The sequence below is a fragment of the Sinorhizobium kostiense genome (assembly GCF_017874595.1).
Lineage (GTDB): Bacteria > Pseudomonadota > Alphaproteobacteria > Rhizobiales > Rhizobiaceae > Sinorhizobium > Sinorhizobium kostiense.
This window is the reverse complement of sequence record NZ_JAGILA010000001.1, coordinates 427,876-440,334: the sequence shown is the minus strand read 5'-3', so window position 1 is coordinate 440,334 and position 12,459 is coordinate 427,876. Positions and strand designations below refer to the sequence as shown.

At 63.2% G+C, this 12,459-nt stretch carries 15 protein-coding genes; 11 read left to right on the top strand and 4 right to left on the bottom strand.

Going from position 1 to position 12,459, the window contains the following annotated elements; genetic code table 11:
• The first annotated feature begins 178 nt into the window (after window positions 1–178).
• Genes pqqA through pqqE form a run of 5 tightly spaced genes read left to right on the top strand, consistent with a single transcriptional unit; the run spans window position 179 to window position 3,427 of the window.
• Window positions 179–274 (top strand): pyrroloquinoline quinone precursor peptide PqqA, encoded by a 96-nt coding sequence (gene pqqA / locus J2Z31_RS01960; protein ID WP_026187092.1) that lies wholly within the window; start codon window positions 179–181, stop codon window positions 272–274.
• A gap of 45 nt (window positions 275–319) precedes the next feature.
• The gene (gene pqqB / locus J2Z31_RS01955) at window positions 320–1,231 is read left to right on the top strand and encodes a pyrroloquinoline quinone biosynthesis protein PqqB (protein WP_209600193.1); all 912 of its coding nucleotides are present in this window, start codon (window positions 320–322) and stop codon (window positions 1,229–1,231) included.
• Complete coding sequence (gene pqqC, locus J2Z31_RS01950) at window positions 1,228–2,013, top strand: pyrroloquinoline-quinone synthase PqqC (protein ID WP_209600192.1); 786 nt, start codon at window positions 1,228–1,230, stop codon at window positions 2,011–2,013. The genes pqqB and pqqC overlap by 4 nt, the downstream gene beginning before the upstream one ends.
• Window positions 2,010–2,306, top strand: a complete 297-nt coding sequence (gene pqqD / locus J2Z31_RS01945) for a pyrroloquinoline quinone biosynthesis peptide chaperone PqqD (protein WP_209600191.1) — start codon at window positions 2,010–2,012, stop codon at window positions 2,304–2,306. The genes pqqC and pqqD overlap by 4 nt, the downstream gene beginning before the upstream one ends.
• Complete coding sequence (gene pqqE / locus J2Z31_RS01940) at window positions 2,303–3,427, top strand: pyrroloquinoline quinone biosynthesis protein PqqE (protein ID WP_209600190.1); 1,125 nt, start codon at window positions 2,303–2,305, stop codon at window positions 3,425–3,427. Before pqqD ends, pqqE begins: the two co-directional genes overlap by 4 nt.
• A gap of 68 nt (window positions 3,428–3,495) precedes the next feature.
• Here pqqE and J2Z31_RS01935 read toward each other — a convergent pair whose 3' ends face one another.
• Entirely contained in the window at window positions 3,496–4,245 is a 750-nt protein-coding gene (locus J2Z31_RS01935) for a class I SAM-dependent methyltransferase (protein ID WP_209600189.1), read from the bottom strand.
• Window positions 4,246–4,468: 223 nt separating this feature from the next.
• Between J2Z31_RS01935 and J2Z31_RS01930 the strand changes: the two genes are divergently transcribed.
• Window positions 4,469–5,554 (top strand): patatin-like phospholipase family protein, encoded by a 1,086-nt coding sequence (locus J2Z31_RS01930; RefSeq protein ID WP_209600188.1) that lies wholly within the window; start codon window positions 4,469–4,471, stop codon window positions 5,552–5,554.
• A 124-nt stretch (window positions 5,555–5,678) separates the two neighbouring features.
• Here J2Z31_RS01930 and J2Z31_RS01925 read toward each other — a convergent pair whose 3' ends face one another.
• On the bottom strand, window positions 5,679–6,221 hold the full coding sequence (locus J2Z31_RS01925; protein ID WP_209600187.1) for a hypothetical protein: 543 nt from the start codon (window positions 6,219–6,221) through the stop codon (window positions 5,679–5,681).
• Window positions 6,222–6,478: 257 nt separating this feature from the next.
• Window positions 6,479–7,765, bottom strand: coding sequence for a pilus assembly protein TadG-related protein (locus J2Z31_RS01920; protein WP_209600186.1), 1,287 nt, complete (start codon window positions 7,763–7,765; stop codon window positions 6,479–6,481).
• A gap of 204 nt (window positions 7,766–7,969) precedes the next feature.
• Between J2Z31_RS01920 and J2Z31_RS01915 the strand changes: the two genes are divergently transcribed.
• The 4 genes from J2Z31_RS01915 to J2Z31_RS01900 are packed head-to-tail and all read left to right on the top strand — an operon-like array spanning window position 7,970 to window position 11,473.
• Entirely contained in the window at window positions 7,970–8,488 is a 519-nt protein-coding gene (locus J2Z31_RS01915; RefSeq protein WP_209600185.1) for an A24 family peptidase, read from the top strand.
• Between the two features lie 14 nt (window positions 8,489–8,502).
• Window positions 8,503–9,294: a Flp pilus assembly protein CpaB gene (gene cpaB / locus J2Z31_RS01910; RefSeq protein ID WP_209600184.1), complete on the top strand. Its 792-nt coding sequence runs from the start codon at window positions 8,503–8,505 to the stop codon at window positions 9,292–9,294.
• Between the two features lie 20 nt (window positions 9,295–9,314).
• Window positions 9,315–11,051 carry an AAA family ATPase gene (locus tag J2Z31_RS01905; RefSeq protein ID WP_209600183.1) on the top strand — a complete coding sequence of 579 codons (1,737 nt, stop codon included), beginning with the start codon at window positions 9,315–9,317 and terminating at the stop codon, window positions 11,049–11,051.
• Window positions 11,048–11,473 carry a TadE/TadG family type IV pilus assembly protein gene (locus J2Z31_RS01900; protein ID WP_209600182.1) on the top strand — a complete coding sequence of 142 codons (426 nt, stop codon included), beginning with the start codon at window positions 11,048–11,050 and terminating at the stop codon, window positions 11,471–11,473. Before J2Z31_RS01905 ends, J2Z31_RS01900 begins: the two co-directional genes overlap by 4 nt.
• A 14-nt stretch (window positions 11,474–11,487) precedes the next feature.
• On the opposite strand, the gene J2Z31_RS01895 is transcribed toward J2Z31_RS01900, so the two are convergent.
• Window positions 11,488–11,985 (bottom strand): pilus assembly protein N-terminal domain-containing protein, encoded by a 498-nt coding sequence (locus J2Z31_RS01895; RefSeq protein WP_209600181.1) that lies wholly within the window; start codon window positions 11,983–11,985, stop codon window positions 11,488–11,490.
• Window positions 11,986–12,260: 275 nt separating this feature from the next.
• Between J2Z31_RS01895 and J2Z31_RS01890 the strand changes: the two genes are divergently transcribed.
• Window positions 12,261–12,431 (top strand): Flp family type IVb pilin, encoded by a 171-nt coding sequence (locus tag J2Z31_RS01890; protein WP_209600180.1) that lies wholly within the window; start codon window positions 12,261–12,263, stop codon window positions 12,429–12,431.
• Window positions 12,432–12,459 lie beyond the last annotated feature (28 nt).

Genomic DNA, 12,459 nt, shown 5'->3' with positions numbered 1-12,459 from the left:
ATGCAGATTGCGGGAAACCCGGCGACGGCGACGCCGGGCCATGCCGGGTGGCGAAAGCCGCTCCGGCTTTCACCCAAGCAGCGCTCTTCTGGGCGAAGCTTGTTCAAGTGTCCGACCGGTTTGCAAGGGCGCCGGCAACTCAGGGGTGGACACACCCGTCTGGACCAATGGAGGAGACATGTCCTGGCATAAACCGAAATTCATCGAAGTCAGCTGCGCGATGGAAATCACCCGCTACGCTCCCGCGGACGGGGATGAACCGATCCTCTTCTGACGCCCAGCACCACGGCGGTCGGCTCAGAACTCATTAGGTATACCGGTGAAGCAAAAGTCCGATCTTCGTGTCATCGTTTTGGGGGCCGCCGCCGGCGGCGGCCTCCCGCAGTGGAATTGCGGTTGCCTGAACTGCGCATTGGCCCGCGATCAGGCGTCCTCGCTGCGGCCGCAAACCCAATCGTCGCTCGCGGCGAGCGTGGATGGCGAGACTTGGGCCGTTTTCAACGCCTCTCCGGATATCCGCCAGCAAATCCAGGCCAATCGTCCCCTGCAGCCGCGCCGCCTGCGTCACAGCCCAATCAGCAGCGTTGTGCTGACCAATGGCGACATCGATCACCTCGCCGGACTGCTCGTGCTGCGGGAAAAACAGCCGTTTACCCTGTTTTCGACCGGCGCAGTCGGCCGGATCATTGCCGAGAATTCAGTCTTCGGCGTTCTCGATGCGAAACTGGTTGCAAGGAGAACGGTCGCGATCGAGGAGCCTTTCTCTCCGCTGCCGAGTCTTGAGGCGCGGCTCTTCGCAGTCCCCGGCAAGGTTCCGCTCTTCCTCGAAAGCGGCGAACCGGATCTCAATATCGAGAGCGAAAACACAGTGGGAGTAGAGCTGCGAGCCGGCTCCAGACGCGTTTACTATATCCCAGGCTGCGGCATGCTGAACGACGCCCTCGCCGCGCGTTTGCGCGATGCCGACGCGGTGTTCTTCGACGGCACACTCTTCAGCGACGACGAGATGATCGTGACCGGTACCGGACACAAGACCGGCCGCCGCATGGGCCACATGCCGATTGCCGGGGAAGGTGGCAGCCTCGACGCGCTCGGCGGCCTCGACATCCCCAGAAAGATCTATGTCCACATCAACAACACGAACCCGATCTGGCGGGCCGGAGCCGAGCGCGAGAGCGTCGAGGGCCGGGGTTTCGAAGTCGGTTTCGATGGCATGGAGGTGAGACTTTGACGACGGCAGTCGACAAGACGACAACGGACAGAGAGGCCTTCCATGCGCGCCTTCTGGAGATCGGCAATCAGCGCTATCACGACAAGCATCCCTTCCACGTGATGCTGCATGGCGGTCGCTGCACGACGACGCAAGTCCGCGCCTGGGTTATCAATCGTTATTATTACCAAAGCCGGATCCCGATGAAGGACGCCGCCTTTCTATCCCGTTGCGATGATCCGCAAATGCGCCGCGCCTGGCGCTCCCGCATCGAGGACCATGACGGCGGCATCGACGAGGGCGGCGGGATCCGACGCTGGTTGCGCCTCGCCGAGGCCGTCGGCCTCGATCCCGGCTACGTCGCTTCGACAGGCGGCGTGCTCCCTGCGACCCGCTTTGCCGTCGACGCCTATGTGGGGTTCGTGCGCGAGAGGCCGCTCATCGAGGCGGTGGCCTCCTCGCTGACAGAGCTTTTTGCGCCGAGGATCCACTCGGAACGCATCACAGGGCTTTTGGAGCACTATGCCTTCGCCGACGACGCGGCGCTCGCCTATTTCCGCCAACGGCTGACCGAGGCGCCGCGTGATGTCGAGTTCGGCCTCGCCTTTGTCCTCGATCACGCCGACACGCGGGAGAAACAGGACGCCGCTGCCGCCGCGCTCACCTTCAAGACGGACGTCCTTTGGGCCCAACTCGATGCGCTTTACTCCGCCTATGTCGTCCCCGGCCGCATTCCCCCGGGGGCTTGGGATGGGCGCGAGGGGGTCGTCCGCGAGCCGACAGCGAAGGAGGCTGCGGAATGACTGCCCAGGCGCCGCTGATTTCCGGCTCGAGCGTCGTCAAGCTGGCGCGCGGCGTCAAGCTCCGCGAGGATCCGGTTCGGGGCCATGTGGTGCTTTTGGCGCCGGAGCGGGCGATGGCACTCGATGAGATCGCGGTTCGGATCGTGCGGGCGCTTGATGGCGAGCGAACGCTTGCGCGGATCGCCGCCGACTTTGCCGCGGAATTCGAGGCCCCGGTCGCGGAGATCGCCAATGACATCGAGGCTTTTGTCCGCGAGCTTTCCATTCGCCGCATGCTGGAGTTCGTCGAATGAGCGATGCCGTAACCGCTTCCGTGGGTGCCCCCAGCACCCGTTCGCGACCGCTGCCGCCCATGGCGATGCTGGCGGAGCTGACGCACCGCTGTCCGCTCGCCTGCCCCTACTGTTCGAACCCGATCGACCTGACGAAGGCGAACGAGGAGCTTGCGACCGAGGAATGGATCGGCGTGTTCGAGCAGGCGGCCCATCTCGGCGTGCTTCATCTGCATCTATCCGGCGGCGAGCCTGCCGCACGACGGGATCTGGTCGAACTGACGCAAGCGGCAGTATCTTTCGGGCTCTATTCCAATCTGATCACTTCCGGCGTCGGTTTGACGGAGGCCAGGATCAATAGCCTGGCGGATGTGGGCCTCGACCACATTCAGCTCTCCATTCAAGGCGTTTCCCCGGAAGGCGCCGACCGGATCGGCGGATACAAAGGCGGTTATGAACGGAAGATCGCCGTCGCCCGCTGGACGACCGACGCCGGGATCCCGCTGACCTTAAATGCCGTCTGCCACAGGCAGAACATGTCCGAGATCGACGCCATGATCGATCTGGCAATTCGATTGAAGGCCCGCCGCATCGAAGTGGCCACGGTGCAGTTCCACGGTTGGGCGGAGCGCAACAAGGCGGCGCTGATGCCGACACGCGAGCAGGTCGAACGTGCGACGGAAATCGTCGCGGAGGCACGCGTAAAATATCAGGGCGTGCTGGTGATCGACTATGTGCCGGCCGATTATTACTCCAGCTACCCGAAGGCCTGCATGGGCGGCTGGGGCAGGGTGGGTCTCAACGTCACGCCGTCGGGACGGGTGCTGCCGTGCCACGCCGCCGAGACCATCCCCGGCCTCTCCTTCGAGACCGTGCGCGATCGTTCGCTCGCCGAGATCTGGTACGAAGGCGAGGCGTTCAACGCCTATCGGGGCGAGGGTTGGATGCCGGAACCTTGCCGGAGCTGTGAGCACAAGAAAGTGGATTTCGGCGGCTGCCGTTGCCAGGCGATGGCACTTGCCGGCGATGCGCGCGCGACGGATCCGGTCTGCATTCGATCGCCGTTGCGCGAACATCTGACGCGGGAAACGGAACGGCTTTCGGCAACGGCATCGGCCGAGCTGGTATACCGCGGTCGGTAGCGCCGGTGCGAGACGAAACAGCCGGCCACACCGGAGCGGATGGGAGCTGCCTCCTTTGAGGATGAGCGTCAAGCCTCCAGCACCATGACCACGATCCAGGCTTGCCACTTAAGCCCTGGAATTTTCAGGAGCAGATTATCTACGCGCTCCCCGACAGCCCGGATCGCCCGTCCGGCGGCCAATGTCCGGAATGGAAGCGAGGCGAGCGTCGACAATCCGAAGAACTGCAAGTCGTACCTCGAAAAATGCTGACCTACGATGCTGAAATCGGACTTCAGCAGGGGATGCTCATCGACCGTTCGTGCTTCGGGCGTCCTGCGCCGATAAAGATTGATCGCCGGATTGTGCCCGAGGGGCTCAAAGAAGATCGCGCGGCCCGAGGGACGCAGCACCCGCCGTATTTCCGTGAGCGCTTCCTCAAGATTCAGATGGTGCAGGATGCCGCTGCCGAAGACCACGTCGAAACTAGCCGGCGGAAAATCCATCTTCTCGGCATTGCCGACGCTGAAGCTGACATTGGAGATCGACCTGCGCGCGGCTTCGGCCTTAGCTTGGGCGATCGCCACGTCCGAAATGTCGATGCCGCTGATGTGTTTCGCCGATGGGGCCAAGCGCATGCTGCTTTGGCCGTTAGAGCAGCCATATTCCAGTACGTCCTTGCCTGCGGTCGTCTGCCGGACAAGCTTCCAGTACGCCACGACAGCCGCCTCCGCGGCAAAATAGAAGGTATCCTCCTTCCGTGCTTCCACCGCGCCGAAGCGATCATTGTGGAAGTCCCGTTCCCTTGCGAGGCGATCGTCAGACTGGTTCTGCATCATGCTTGCCTCCTCCTGGAGCGCTCTCGCAAGAGTCCCGAGCCGATGATTGCGCGTGCGGCGGCACAATGGGTGCCCCTGCTCAAACATTGCGCGAGATCGTAAACGAGCGGTCACATCGGCGAAAAGTCGCCCAAAAGTATTAGTTCATGGCATACAGGGTTCCTCCGCGAAGCACAACGTGTATATTGCAACTGTGAGTAGACATGCTCGAGCGGGTGACACCATGGATGCAGTGCGTGGAATCCGGCGCCGTGATCGCGTGAAGGTAGATTTGGCGCTGCAGGGAGGCGGAGCACACGGCGCGTTCACCTGGGGCGTGCTCGACCGGCTGCTGGAGGAGCCGTGGTTACAGCTCGAGGGCATTTCCGGCACCTCGGCAGGCGCGATGAATGCGACGGTGCTGGCCCATGGGCATGCTCGGGGCGGCGCGGCGGAAGCGCGGGCGGCTCTCGAGCGCTTCTGGAGAAAGGTGTCGGAAGCGGCTCGCTTCAGTCCATTCCGGCGTAGCCCGCTCGACGTCCTGCTCGGTCGCTGGACGCTCGACAATTCGCCGTTGTTCCTCGCCATGGACTTGGCGGCCCGGTTGATTTCGCCTTACGACCTAAACCCAGGCGGCGCCAATCCGCTTCGCGCCATTCTTGATGAGACGATCGATTTTGCACAATTGGTGGAGAGCCCGATAAGGCTCTTCATCACGGCAACGAACGTGCGCACCGGCCGCGGCCGGGTCTTTCGCAACGGCGACCTGACGCCTGATGTGCTGCTTGCTTCCGCGTGCCTGCCGACATTGTTCCAGGCGGTTGAAATTGACGGCGACGCCTATTGGGATGGCGGCTATGCCGGCAATCCCACCCTGACGCCGCTCATTCTCGATTGCGCTGCCGAAGACACGATCCTCGTCCAGATCAATCCGGTCGAGCGCCCGGGGACGCCGCGGTCGGCGCGCGAGATTCTCAACCGCGTCAACGAGGTCTCCTTCAATGCCGTTCTGTTGAAGGAGCTCAGGATGATGGGCCTCTTGCGCCGGATGGCGCAGCCGACCGACAAAGAGGGGGCACGCTGGGCATCGATGCGCATGCATCGCATTGCAGGCGACATCATGCTGAAGCTTGGATATTCCTCGAAACTCAACGCCGAATGGCCTTTCCTGACCCTGCTGCGCGACGAAGGGCGCTCGGCCGCCGCAACTTTCCTATCAAAACATGGCGATGATCTTGGCCAGCGTTCCTCGCTCGATCTCGATCTTCTGGTGGAGGGGAGGGAATCGGATTGCTTGGGATCACGACTGACTGAGTTCGGGGAAAAATAATCATACGCTGCCGGGGCCGCTCTGCTTTTCGCCCGTGTCCAACCGGGCAAGGGGAATCCGGCCCCCTCGACCCGCAGCACTGTTGCGGGAGCCGTATCGGCTCCCGCAACGCCTGACCGTCGAACTACATGTTCTTGACGATGTTGCAAAGTTGCGCGACTGACATTACGCCCCCTGCACCTGTCGCTGTGCCGGCCGTACCCGAGGTCGTTCCGGTCGTGGTGCTTGCGGTGGTCTCGCCCGAGGTCGTGCCTGCGGTTCCGCCGGTCGTCGTGCCGGTGGTCGTGCTGGCAGTCGTGTCACCCGAAGGCGTGGTCGTGCCGGTCGTCGTGCCAGTCGTGGTGTCAGTACCGGCCGCTGCGGTCTCGACGGTGTTGCAGTCTTCCTTGATCTGGTTTTGCTGCTCGGCCGAAAGGTTTGCCCAGTTGGTTCTGATTTCCTGTTCGCTGCGCAGCGTCATCTTCGACTGATCGGTAAACAGCGCGTCGGCGATGGGCCCGGTCCAATCGGCCGTCGCGTTCTTTTCTGCTTCCGTCATCTGCATCATGGTGCCGGTGGCAGCGCTTCCTTCGGTGGTGCCAGACGCGGAGCCGGAGGTGTCCTGAGCAATGGCGGTCGAGACCATCGCCATCGACATTGCGCCAACCAGTAGGTGAATCCTCTTCATTTCTGTATCCTTCCTCTGTTGTTGCACCGTGATCACGGTCGCTCCGAACCGGCCGATGCGTGGAAGGTTCCGCTCTCGCCAGATGATTTTTTATGACTGCCGACTGCCATCAAATACCCTCCCCGTTGGCATGTCCCTACTGGCAGAGCGGTCTCGCGCCGTGGCGCACGTATAAGGATAGGTCTAAACTTCTTCGCGGCAATCGACGGTATTCGGCTCCCGCGATGGAAACGATGGGCTGCGGGGCCGATTCCCTGCTATTCGATCAATGCGACTGTCTGGCCGACGATGATTTCCTTCGTCGGCGAGGCACAGGTGCTCATCGTCGAATTGCCCGTGAAGGTGATCCGGTCCGCGACGATCTGCGTGCATCCGCCGGAAACTGTCGTGTTCCCGGTGAATTCAATGCTCCCTGTCGGCGCATAGAGACTTCCATTCAGGGTCCACTCAGAATTGCCCGTGACCTGATGGACCACGCCCGCATCGCGGCGGCTCGCAAAGAAGAGAATTCCGGCAAAGGGGCCGCTGGTTGGGGCCGACAGGTCGATGTCTGCATTGCCGAGCAGCTTGGCAGCCGCCGAGTTGGTGAAATAGAAGGTAACCCCATCGCCCGACAGCTTGGCTCCGGCGGTCACGCTCAATACGCCGCCGTCGATGATGTAGAGGCCCGGCTTCAGGAGGATGGTGCCTTTGATGTCCAGCCCGCCGCAGAACCGGATTGCCTCGGCACCGCTTGCGAGCCGGTCGAGAGTGTAGCTAGAGGTCGTTATGTGGTCCAATGTGCGGCATGGGAGCTGCTCGACGTGAAGCTTCTCGGGCTCGGCAACAGCTGCAAAGGGATCCGCAGTCGGCGGCGCGCGCTCCACGGGAGACGAGCAGCCGGTGAGCTTGAGGCCGGTCGTGGTGACCGCCTCGCCGACGGTGTAGACGCAATCGGTCGACAAGAGGGCGCTGCCGCCCTTCATCAAAAACGCGTCGGCAGCATTCGAATTGGAGACTACGCTGCACCCCGAGAGATTGAGCTCCGTCGAACCCGCCACCGTCACCGCGCCGGACGCGGACCCCGACAGGGCAAGCACGCAAGCCTTCGACCCGCCCTTGATCTCGGCGACCGCGCGGGCCGAGAGGACGATCGGATCCGTGGAAAAAACCGACGAGAACAGGCGTGCATGCGTTTCGCTCAGTTGCACCGTCACCTTCGTGCTTCCCGCGCTCGCTTCGGTTTTCGTGCCGACGGTCAGGTCGCCGGGTGAATAGCCCGAAGCACGCGCTATCCTGGTGGCCGTGCTTTCAAGCCCCTGCTGACCGTCTCCCGCCCGGTGCCGCACCGCTGCCGCATGCGCGGAGACGTCCGCCGCATGCTGAAGCTTGCGCTGTTTCAAATGCCAGTATCCCGTCTCCGCGCCGAGACCCATGGCGCCGACGAGCACCGGAAAGGTGATCGCGGCGATCACCGCCACCGTACCATGCTCGTCCTCGCGCCATCGGCGCGGGAGCCTGCGGAACCGAATGGAGTGTTTCTTGCCGTTGGAAGCGTCGTTCATTCGCGGAAAATCCCCGGAGGTTTGCAGCACAGACGATATATCCCGCCGTGCTTTCCCTTGCGATTCGACCGGTCGGTCTAGTCCGCACCGGGGTCCGGTTCGCGCCGTCTAGGCCATCAGGTCGAATGGAGATTCCGGGCTTTCGGCGGCACATTTCGCGCCATCTGAAACCCGGCCCGATGGCCTCCGCGAAAGGCACCGAAGATGACTTCAACCTTTGCCGCTTGGCTAGGATTCCTCCTGTTCGCCGGAACGATGACCTATGCCGGCGTCAAGGACGTCGCCACGATGACGATCTCCAACCGTCTCGTAGCCGTGCTGACGATCGCTTATGCGGTATTCGCGCCGGCCGCGGGTCTGGGCCTGGAGGCGATCCTCTCGAGCGTCCTCGTCGCCTCCGGTGTGCTTGCCTGCACTTTCGCCTTCTTCGCCCTCGGCTGGATCGGTGGCGGCGATGCGAAGCTCTTGCCGGTGGCGACCCTCTGGCTCGGCGCGGAGCTCGCTCTTCCCTTCCTCGTCTACGTCGCGGCGATCGGCGCGGCGCTGACCGTTGCGCTCCTCCAATTTCGCCGGGTGCCGCTTCCGATTGTACTGAAGAAGCACGCCTGGTCGAACCGGCTGCACGCGCGTGACGCGGGCGTGCCCTATGGGGCGGCCATGGCGCCGGCGGCCTTGCTCTTAGCTCCGGAGAGCCATTGGTTCCCGGCCCTGCTTCAAATCTAGAAATGAGGTGAGCCATGATCCGCATTGCCATTCTCCTGATCGCACTCCTCTCCGGGGGCGCTGCCTCGTGGCTCGCCCTCGGAACCGCGGACCAGCCCTCGGCCGCGGTGGTCGAGATTGAACAGCCACCACGCGAGGAGGTGCTCGTCGCCGCCGCGGAACTCGCAAGAGGGGCGACGCTCGAAGAGGCCAACTTGCGCTGGCAGCCTTGGGAGGGCGATATCCCGCCAGTGTTCATCAGCCGAAGTTCGCGCCCGGATGCGATCGCGACGCTCAAGGGCATGCTCGCCCAGAGCGGCTTCGTGGCCGGAGAACCGATCCGCGGGGACAAGCTTGCCGAACGCGGCAGCGGGTTTCTCTCGAGCCTGCTGCCCTCCGGAAAACGGGCGATCGCCGTTCGGGTGACGGCGGAAAGCACGGCCGGTGGTTTCATCCTGCCGAACGACCATGTCGACGTCATCCACACCGCAACCCGGCCGGATTCCTCCGGAACGGAGGGCAAGGTGGTCAGCCGCACGATCCTTTCCAACATCCGCGTGCTTGCCGTCGACCAGACCGTCTCGCAAGGGGCCGACGGCACATCGGTCATTGGCAAGACCGCGACGCTCGAGGCGGACCCGAAACAGATCGCAACAATTGCGGCTGCGGAAGCTTCAGGAACGGTTTCGCTGGCGCTGCGTCCGCTCGCCGACAATGACGAGCCTTCCATCCCCGAAGCAGAGGAATCGCAAAGGGGCGTCGTACGCATCGTCAGTGGTGGGACCTCGACCATGGTCGAGGTCCCCGCCCGCTCCGACGGCACTTGATTTCAGGGAAACCAGGACAGATGAAAACGCTCGAATCCCAACAGAATTCACCGGCGGCGAGCTCCTCGCTGCCCCCCGTACCGAACGTCGAGATCGCTGTTTTCTGCCGGTCGCAAGGCGTTGCCGCAGCGATTCGGATCGCCGCTGCCGACCGCCGCATGACCCGCGCGGTCGTTACGGTGAAGGACGGCGGCATAGGCGACGCTACTGCCTTTTACCGGGGAGCCACTTCGCCGAACCTCGTCGTCGTCGAGGGCATTGACGGCGAAGACAGGCTGATGGCGGCGCTAGAGGCGCTTGCAGAAGAGTGCGTCACCGGCACCAAGGTAATCGTCATCGGCCGCTCCAATGACGTCGGGCTCTACAAGAAGCTTGTCGATGCAGGGGTGAGCGATTACCTGGTCTCGCCGCTCGCCCCGCTGGACTTCATCGCCGCGGTCCAGCGCTGCTTTCGCGACGGAACGGAGACGAAGCTCGGGCGGATCGTCGCCTTTGTCGGCGCCAAGGGCGGCACGGGGTCATCGACGCTTGCCCATAACGTAGCGCTCGCAATGGCGAAGCGCGGCGACACCGACGTGCTGCTCGTCGATCTCGATCTCCAGACCGGTACCGTCGGGCTCAACTTCGATATCGATAGCGATCAAGGCATGAGCAAGGTACTCGACGGCGCTGACCGCCTAGACGACGTGCTCCTGCAGCGCCTGGCCCAGCCCTATGCGGAGCGGCTTCACCTGCTTCCGTCGGCAGGCAACCTCGACCGGCTCCTGCGCCTGGAGGATGACGATGTCGATCGCTTCCTCGACGTCGTCCGGTCCCGTTCCTGGCACGTCGTCATCGACCTGCCGCATATGTGGACCGGATGGACCCGAAAGGTTCTCCTGGCGGCGGACGAGATCGTGGTGACTGCGACGCCCGATCTTGCCAGCATGCGAAACACCAAGAACCTGGTCGAGTTTCTCAGGGCGGCACGGCCGAACGATGCGCTGCCGAGATTGCTACTGAACAAGGTCGAAACGCCTAAGCTTGCCGAGGTCAGCCCCAGGGAATTCCTTGCAGCCGTTGGGCTGGAAACATGCGTTTCGGTTCCCTTCGACCCGCAGCACTTCGGCAAAGCGGCGAATGATGGTCGTCCCTTGGTCGATACGGCTCCGGACACGAAGGCTGGCCGCGCAATAAGTTTGTTTGCACGCCAGGTCGGCGGCACAAAAGAGCTGCGGGTGCCGAAGAACGGCCTCCTGTCCTTGGCGCAGCGCGTCTTCAAGCGCGCCGCACCGAAGGCGGCACTGACCCTCGGCCCCAAGGCAGGCGAGTTGAAGACCTGCGAAAGCGGGATGTCCGCCGTTGAGTTCGCGCTGATCGCGCCTGTACTGGCTCTGGGGCTCGTCGCCACGGCCGATCTCGGGCTAGCGCTTTACGAAAGAATGACCATTGACCACGTGCTACGGGCCGGGGCACAGGCCGCCATGGCAGATCCGGGGGCGACTCAGGTCGACAAGGTACTGAAGTCGACGCTTGCCCAAAGCGCGACGCCGGCGAACGTCACGCTCAGGCCGGCGAAGCGCTATTGCGCCTGCCCGGAGGATGCGGACGTAATACCGGACGCGGCGCCGGCATGCGGAACGACGCCCTGCGCGGACGCGGCGCAGCAGTACGTCTACTATCGCTTGGAGGCGGCGAAATCCTATCAGCCGATGTCCCTGCCGGAAATGTTTCCGGCCTTTCGGTTGGGCTCCGCAGTACAGGTGCAGGTGCGATGATGTTTCTGCTTGGTACTGCCAGGCGCGCCTGGCAGGGCCAGTCGGGCGCGACCGCGGTCGAATTCGCGCTCGTGTGCTTTCCCCTGCTGCTGCTCGTCCTCGGCATCGTAGAGTTCGGCCGGGCGCTTTATGTGCGCAACGACCTCTCTCATGCGGTAGACGTCGCGGCGCGCAAGGTGCTGATCGGTCAGGTCGCCCGTGAGGCGACCGAGAGCGAAGCGCAGACGAAGATCGAGAGCGCGGTGCGTGATCACTTCGACGGCGGGGATGCGCTGCAGCTGCAGGTCACGGTGGGGAAGGTGAGCGAGAATGGGATTGACTTCCGGGTGCTGACGATCCGCTATCCGCTGACGCTTCTCCTGCCCGGATCGACAGCCTCTCCGATCAATCTTCAACTGACACGACGAATTCCGATCGGCTGAACCCGCGCGGAGTTTCACGGTTCGCCGGCACCCGTCGGGTTGCCGGCGTCGATGGTCTGCGGCGATTCAGCGGGTGGGGCTGGCGGCATTTCGCCCTCGACACGGTCGCAGCGTTCGGTGCAGCTATAGGTGGCTTGGCCGGTACCCTCGTGCACGGTGACGAGACGGCCGCCCGCCGCCACAACGTCGACGACGAGGTTCGCCATTTCCGCGCCGTCGGCGTCCATCACGATGAGGTTGGTCGATCCCGGGGCCTTGCCGGTCAGGACTACGGTCTTGTCGTCACTGAGCGTTGCCTGGGCGATGGAGGGATTGCCGATGATGACGGTCCTTGCGGACCGATCGAGGATGAGCGGCCTTGCGAAGTCGACGACGACCTTGACCACGCCTTCCGCCTGGCGAACGGGACCCTGCGCGGCAGCGGCCCCGAGCGGTTCTTCCTGCGCGTGAGCCGTGCCGATCGCGGCCAGGGCCGCCAAGGCGAGAACAGACCACTTCCCGCTGGTGCGCATCACACCACTCCCCATTCCTGTATGAACGGGCGGATCATCCGCCCGGCTGATCAGCTTACAGAATAGCATCGATCGCGTCACCGTCGATCGGACTAGGCCGACAGGCCGATTTCATCCGGAAGTAGTATCGGCCATCAGGCTGAATGGATCAAAAGGGTTAACAAAGTCTATATGAGGGTCACACAGCAGGCGGGACACGAGAGCAGAACCCCCGGCCCTGTGATGCGAGCTCAAGTCTCGGCGCAATCTCAAACCCACTTGAAGGATCGACCCCCATGAAAAATCTTCTCGTTCGTTTCGTCCGCAACGAATCCGGTGCTACCGCTATCGAATACGGCCTCATCGCCGGTCTGATTGCCGTCGCAATCATCACCGCAGTGGGCGCTGTCGGTACAGACATCGACGCCGCCTTCGACAAGATCGCTGCCTCGCTCAACATCACCTAATCCGAGCGGGCATTCGTCACGTCAAAGC

Bases quoted from the DNA above. Each gene is read 5' to 3' on its own strand.
- pqqA (WP_026187092.1), top strand. From the start codon at position 179: ATGTCCTGGCATAAACCGAAATTCATCGAAGTCAGCTGCGCGATGGAA.
- pqqD (WP_209600191.1), top strand. From the start codon at position 2,010: ATGACTGCCCAGGCGCCGCTGATTTCCGGCTCGAGCGTCGTCAAGCTG.
- pqqE (WP_209600190.1), top strand. From the start codon at position 2,303: ATGAGCGATGCCGTAACCGCTTCCGTGGGTGCCCCCAGCACCCGTTCG.
- J2Z31_RS01935 (WP_209600189.1), bottom strand. From the start codon at position 4,245: ATGATGCAGAACCAGTCTGACGATCGCCTCGCAAGGGAACGGGACTTC.
- J2Z31_RS01930 (WP_209600188.1), top strand. From the start codon at position 4,469: ATGGATGCAGTGCGTGGAATCCGGCGCCGTGATCGCGTGAAGGTAGAT.
- J2Z31_RS01925 (WP_209600187.1), bottom strand. From the start codon at position 6,221: ATGAAGAGGATTCACCTACTGGTTGGCGCAATGTCGATGGCGATGGTC.
- J2Z31_RS01920 (WP_209600186.1), bottom strand. From the start codon at position 7,765: ATGAACGACGCTTCCAACGGCAAGAAACACTCCATTCGGTTCCGCAGG.
- J2Z31_RS01915 (WP_209600185.1), top strand. From the start codon at position 7,970: ATGACTTCAACCTTTGCCGCTTGGCTAGGATTCCTCCTGTTCGCCGGA.
- cpaB (WP_209600184.1), top strand. From the start codon at position 8,503: ATGATCCGCATTGCCATTCTCCTGATCGCACTCCTCTCCGGGGGCGCT.
- J2Z31_RS01905 (WP_209600183.1), top strand. From the start codon at position 9,315: ATGAAAACGCTCGAATCCCAACAGAATTCACCGGCGGCGAGCTCCTCG.
- J2Z31_RS01900 (WP_209600182.1), top strand. From the start codon at position 11,048: ATGATGTTTCTGCTTGGTACTGCCAGGCGCGCCTGGCAGGGCCAGTCG.
- J2Z31_RS01895 (WP_209600181.1), bottom strand. From the start codon at position 11,985: ATGCGCACCAGCGGGAAGTGGTCTGTTCTCGCCTTGGCGGCCCTGGCC.
- J2Z31_RS01890 (WP_209600180.1), top strand. From the start codon at position 12,261: ATGAAAAATCTTCTCGTTCGTTTCGTCCGCAACGAATCCGGTGCTACC.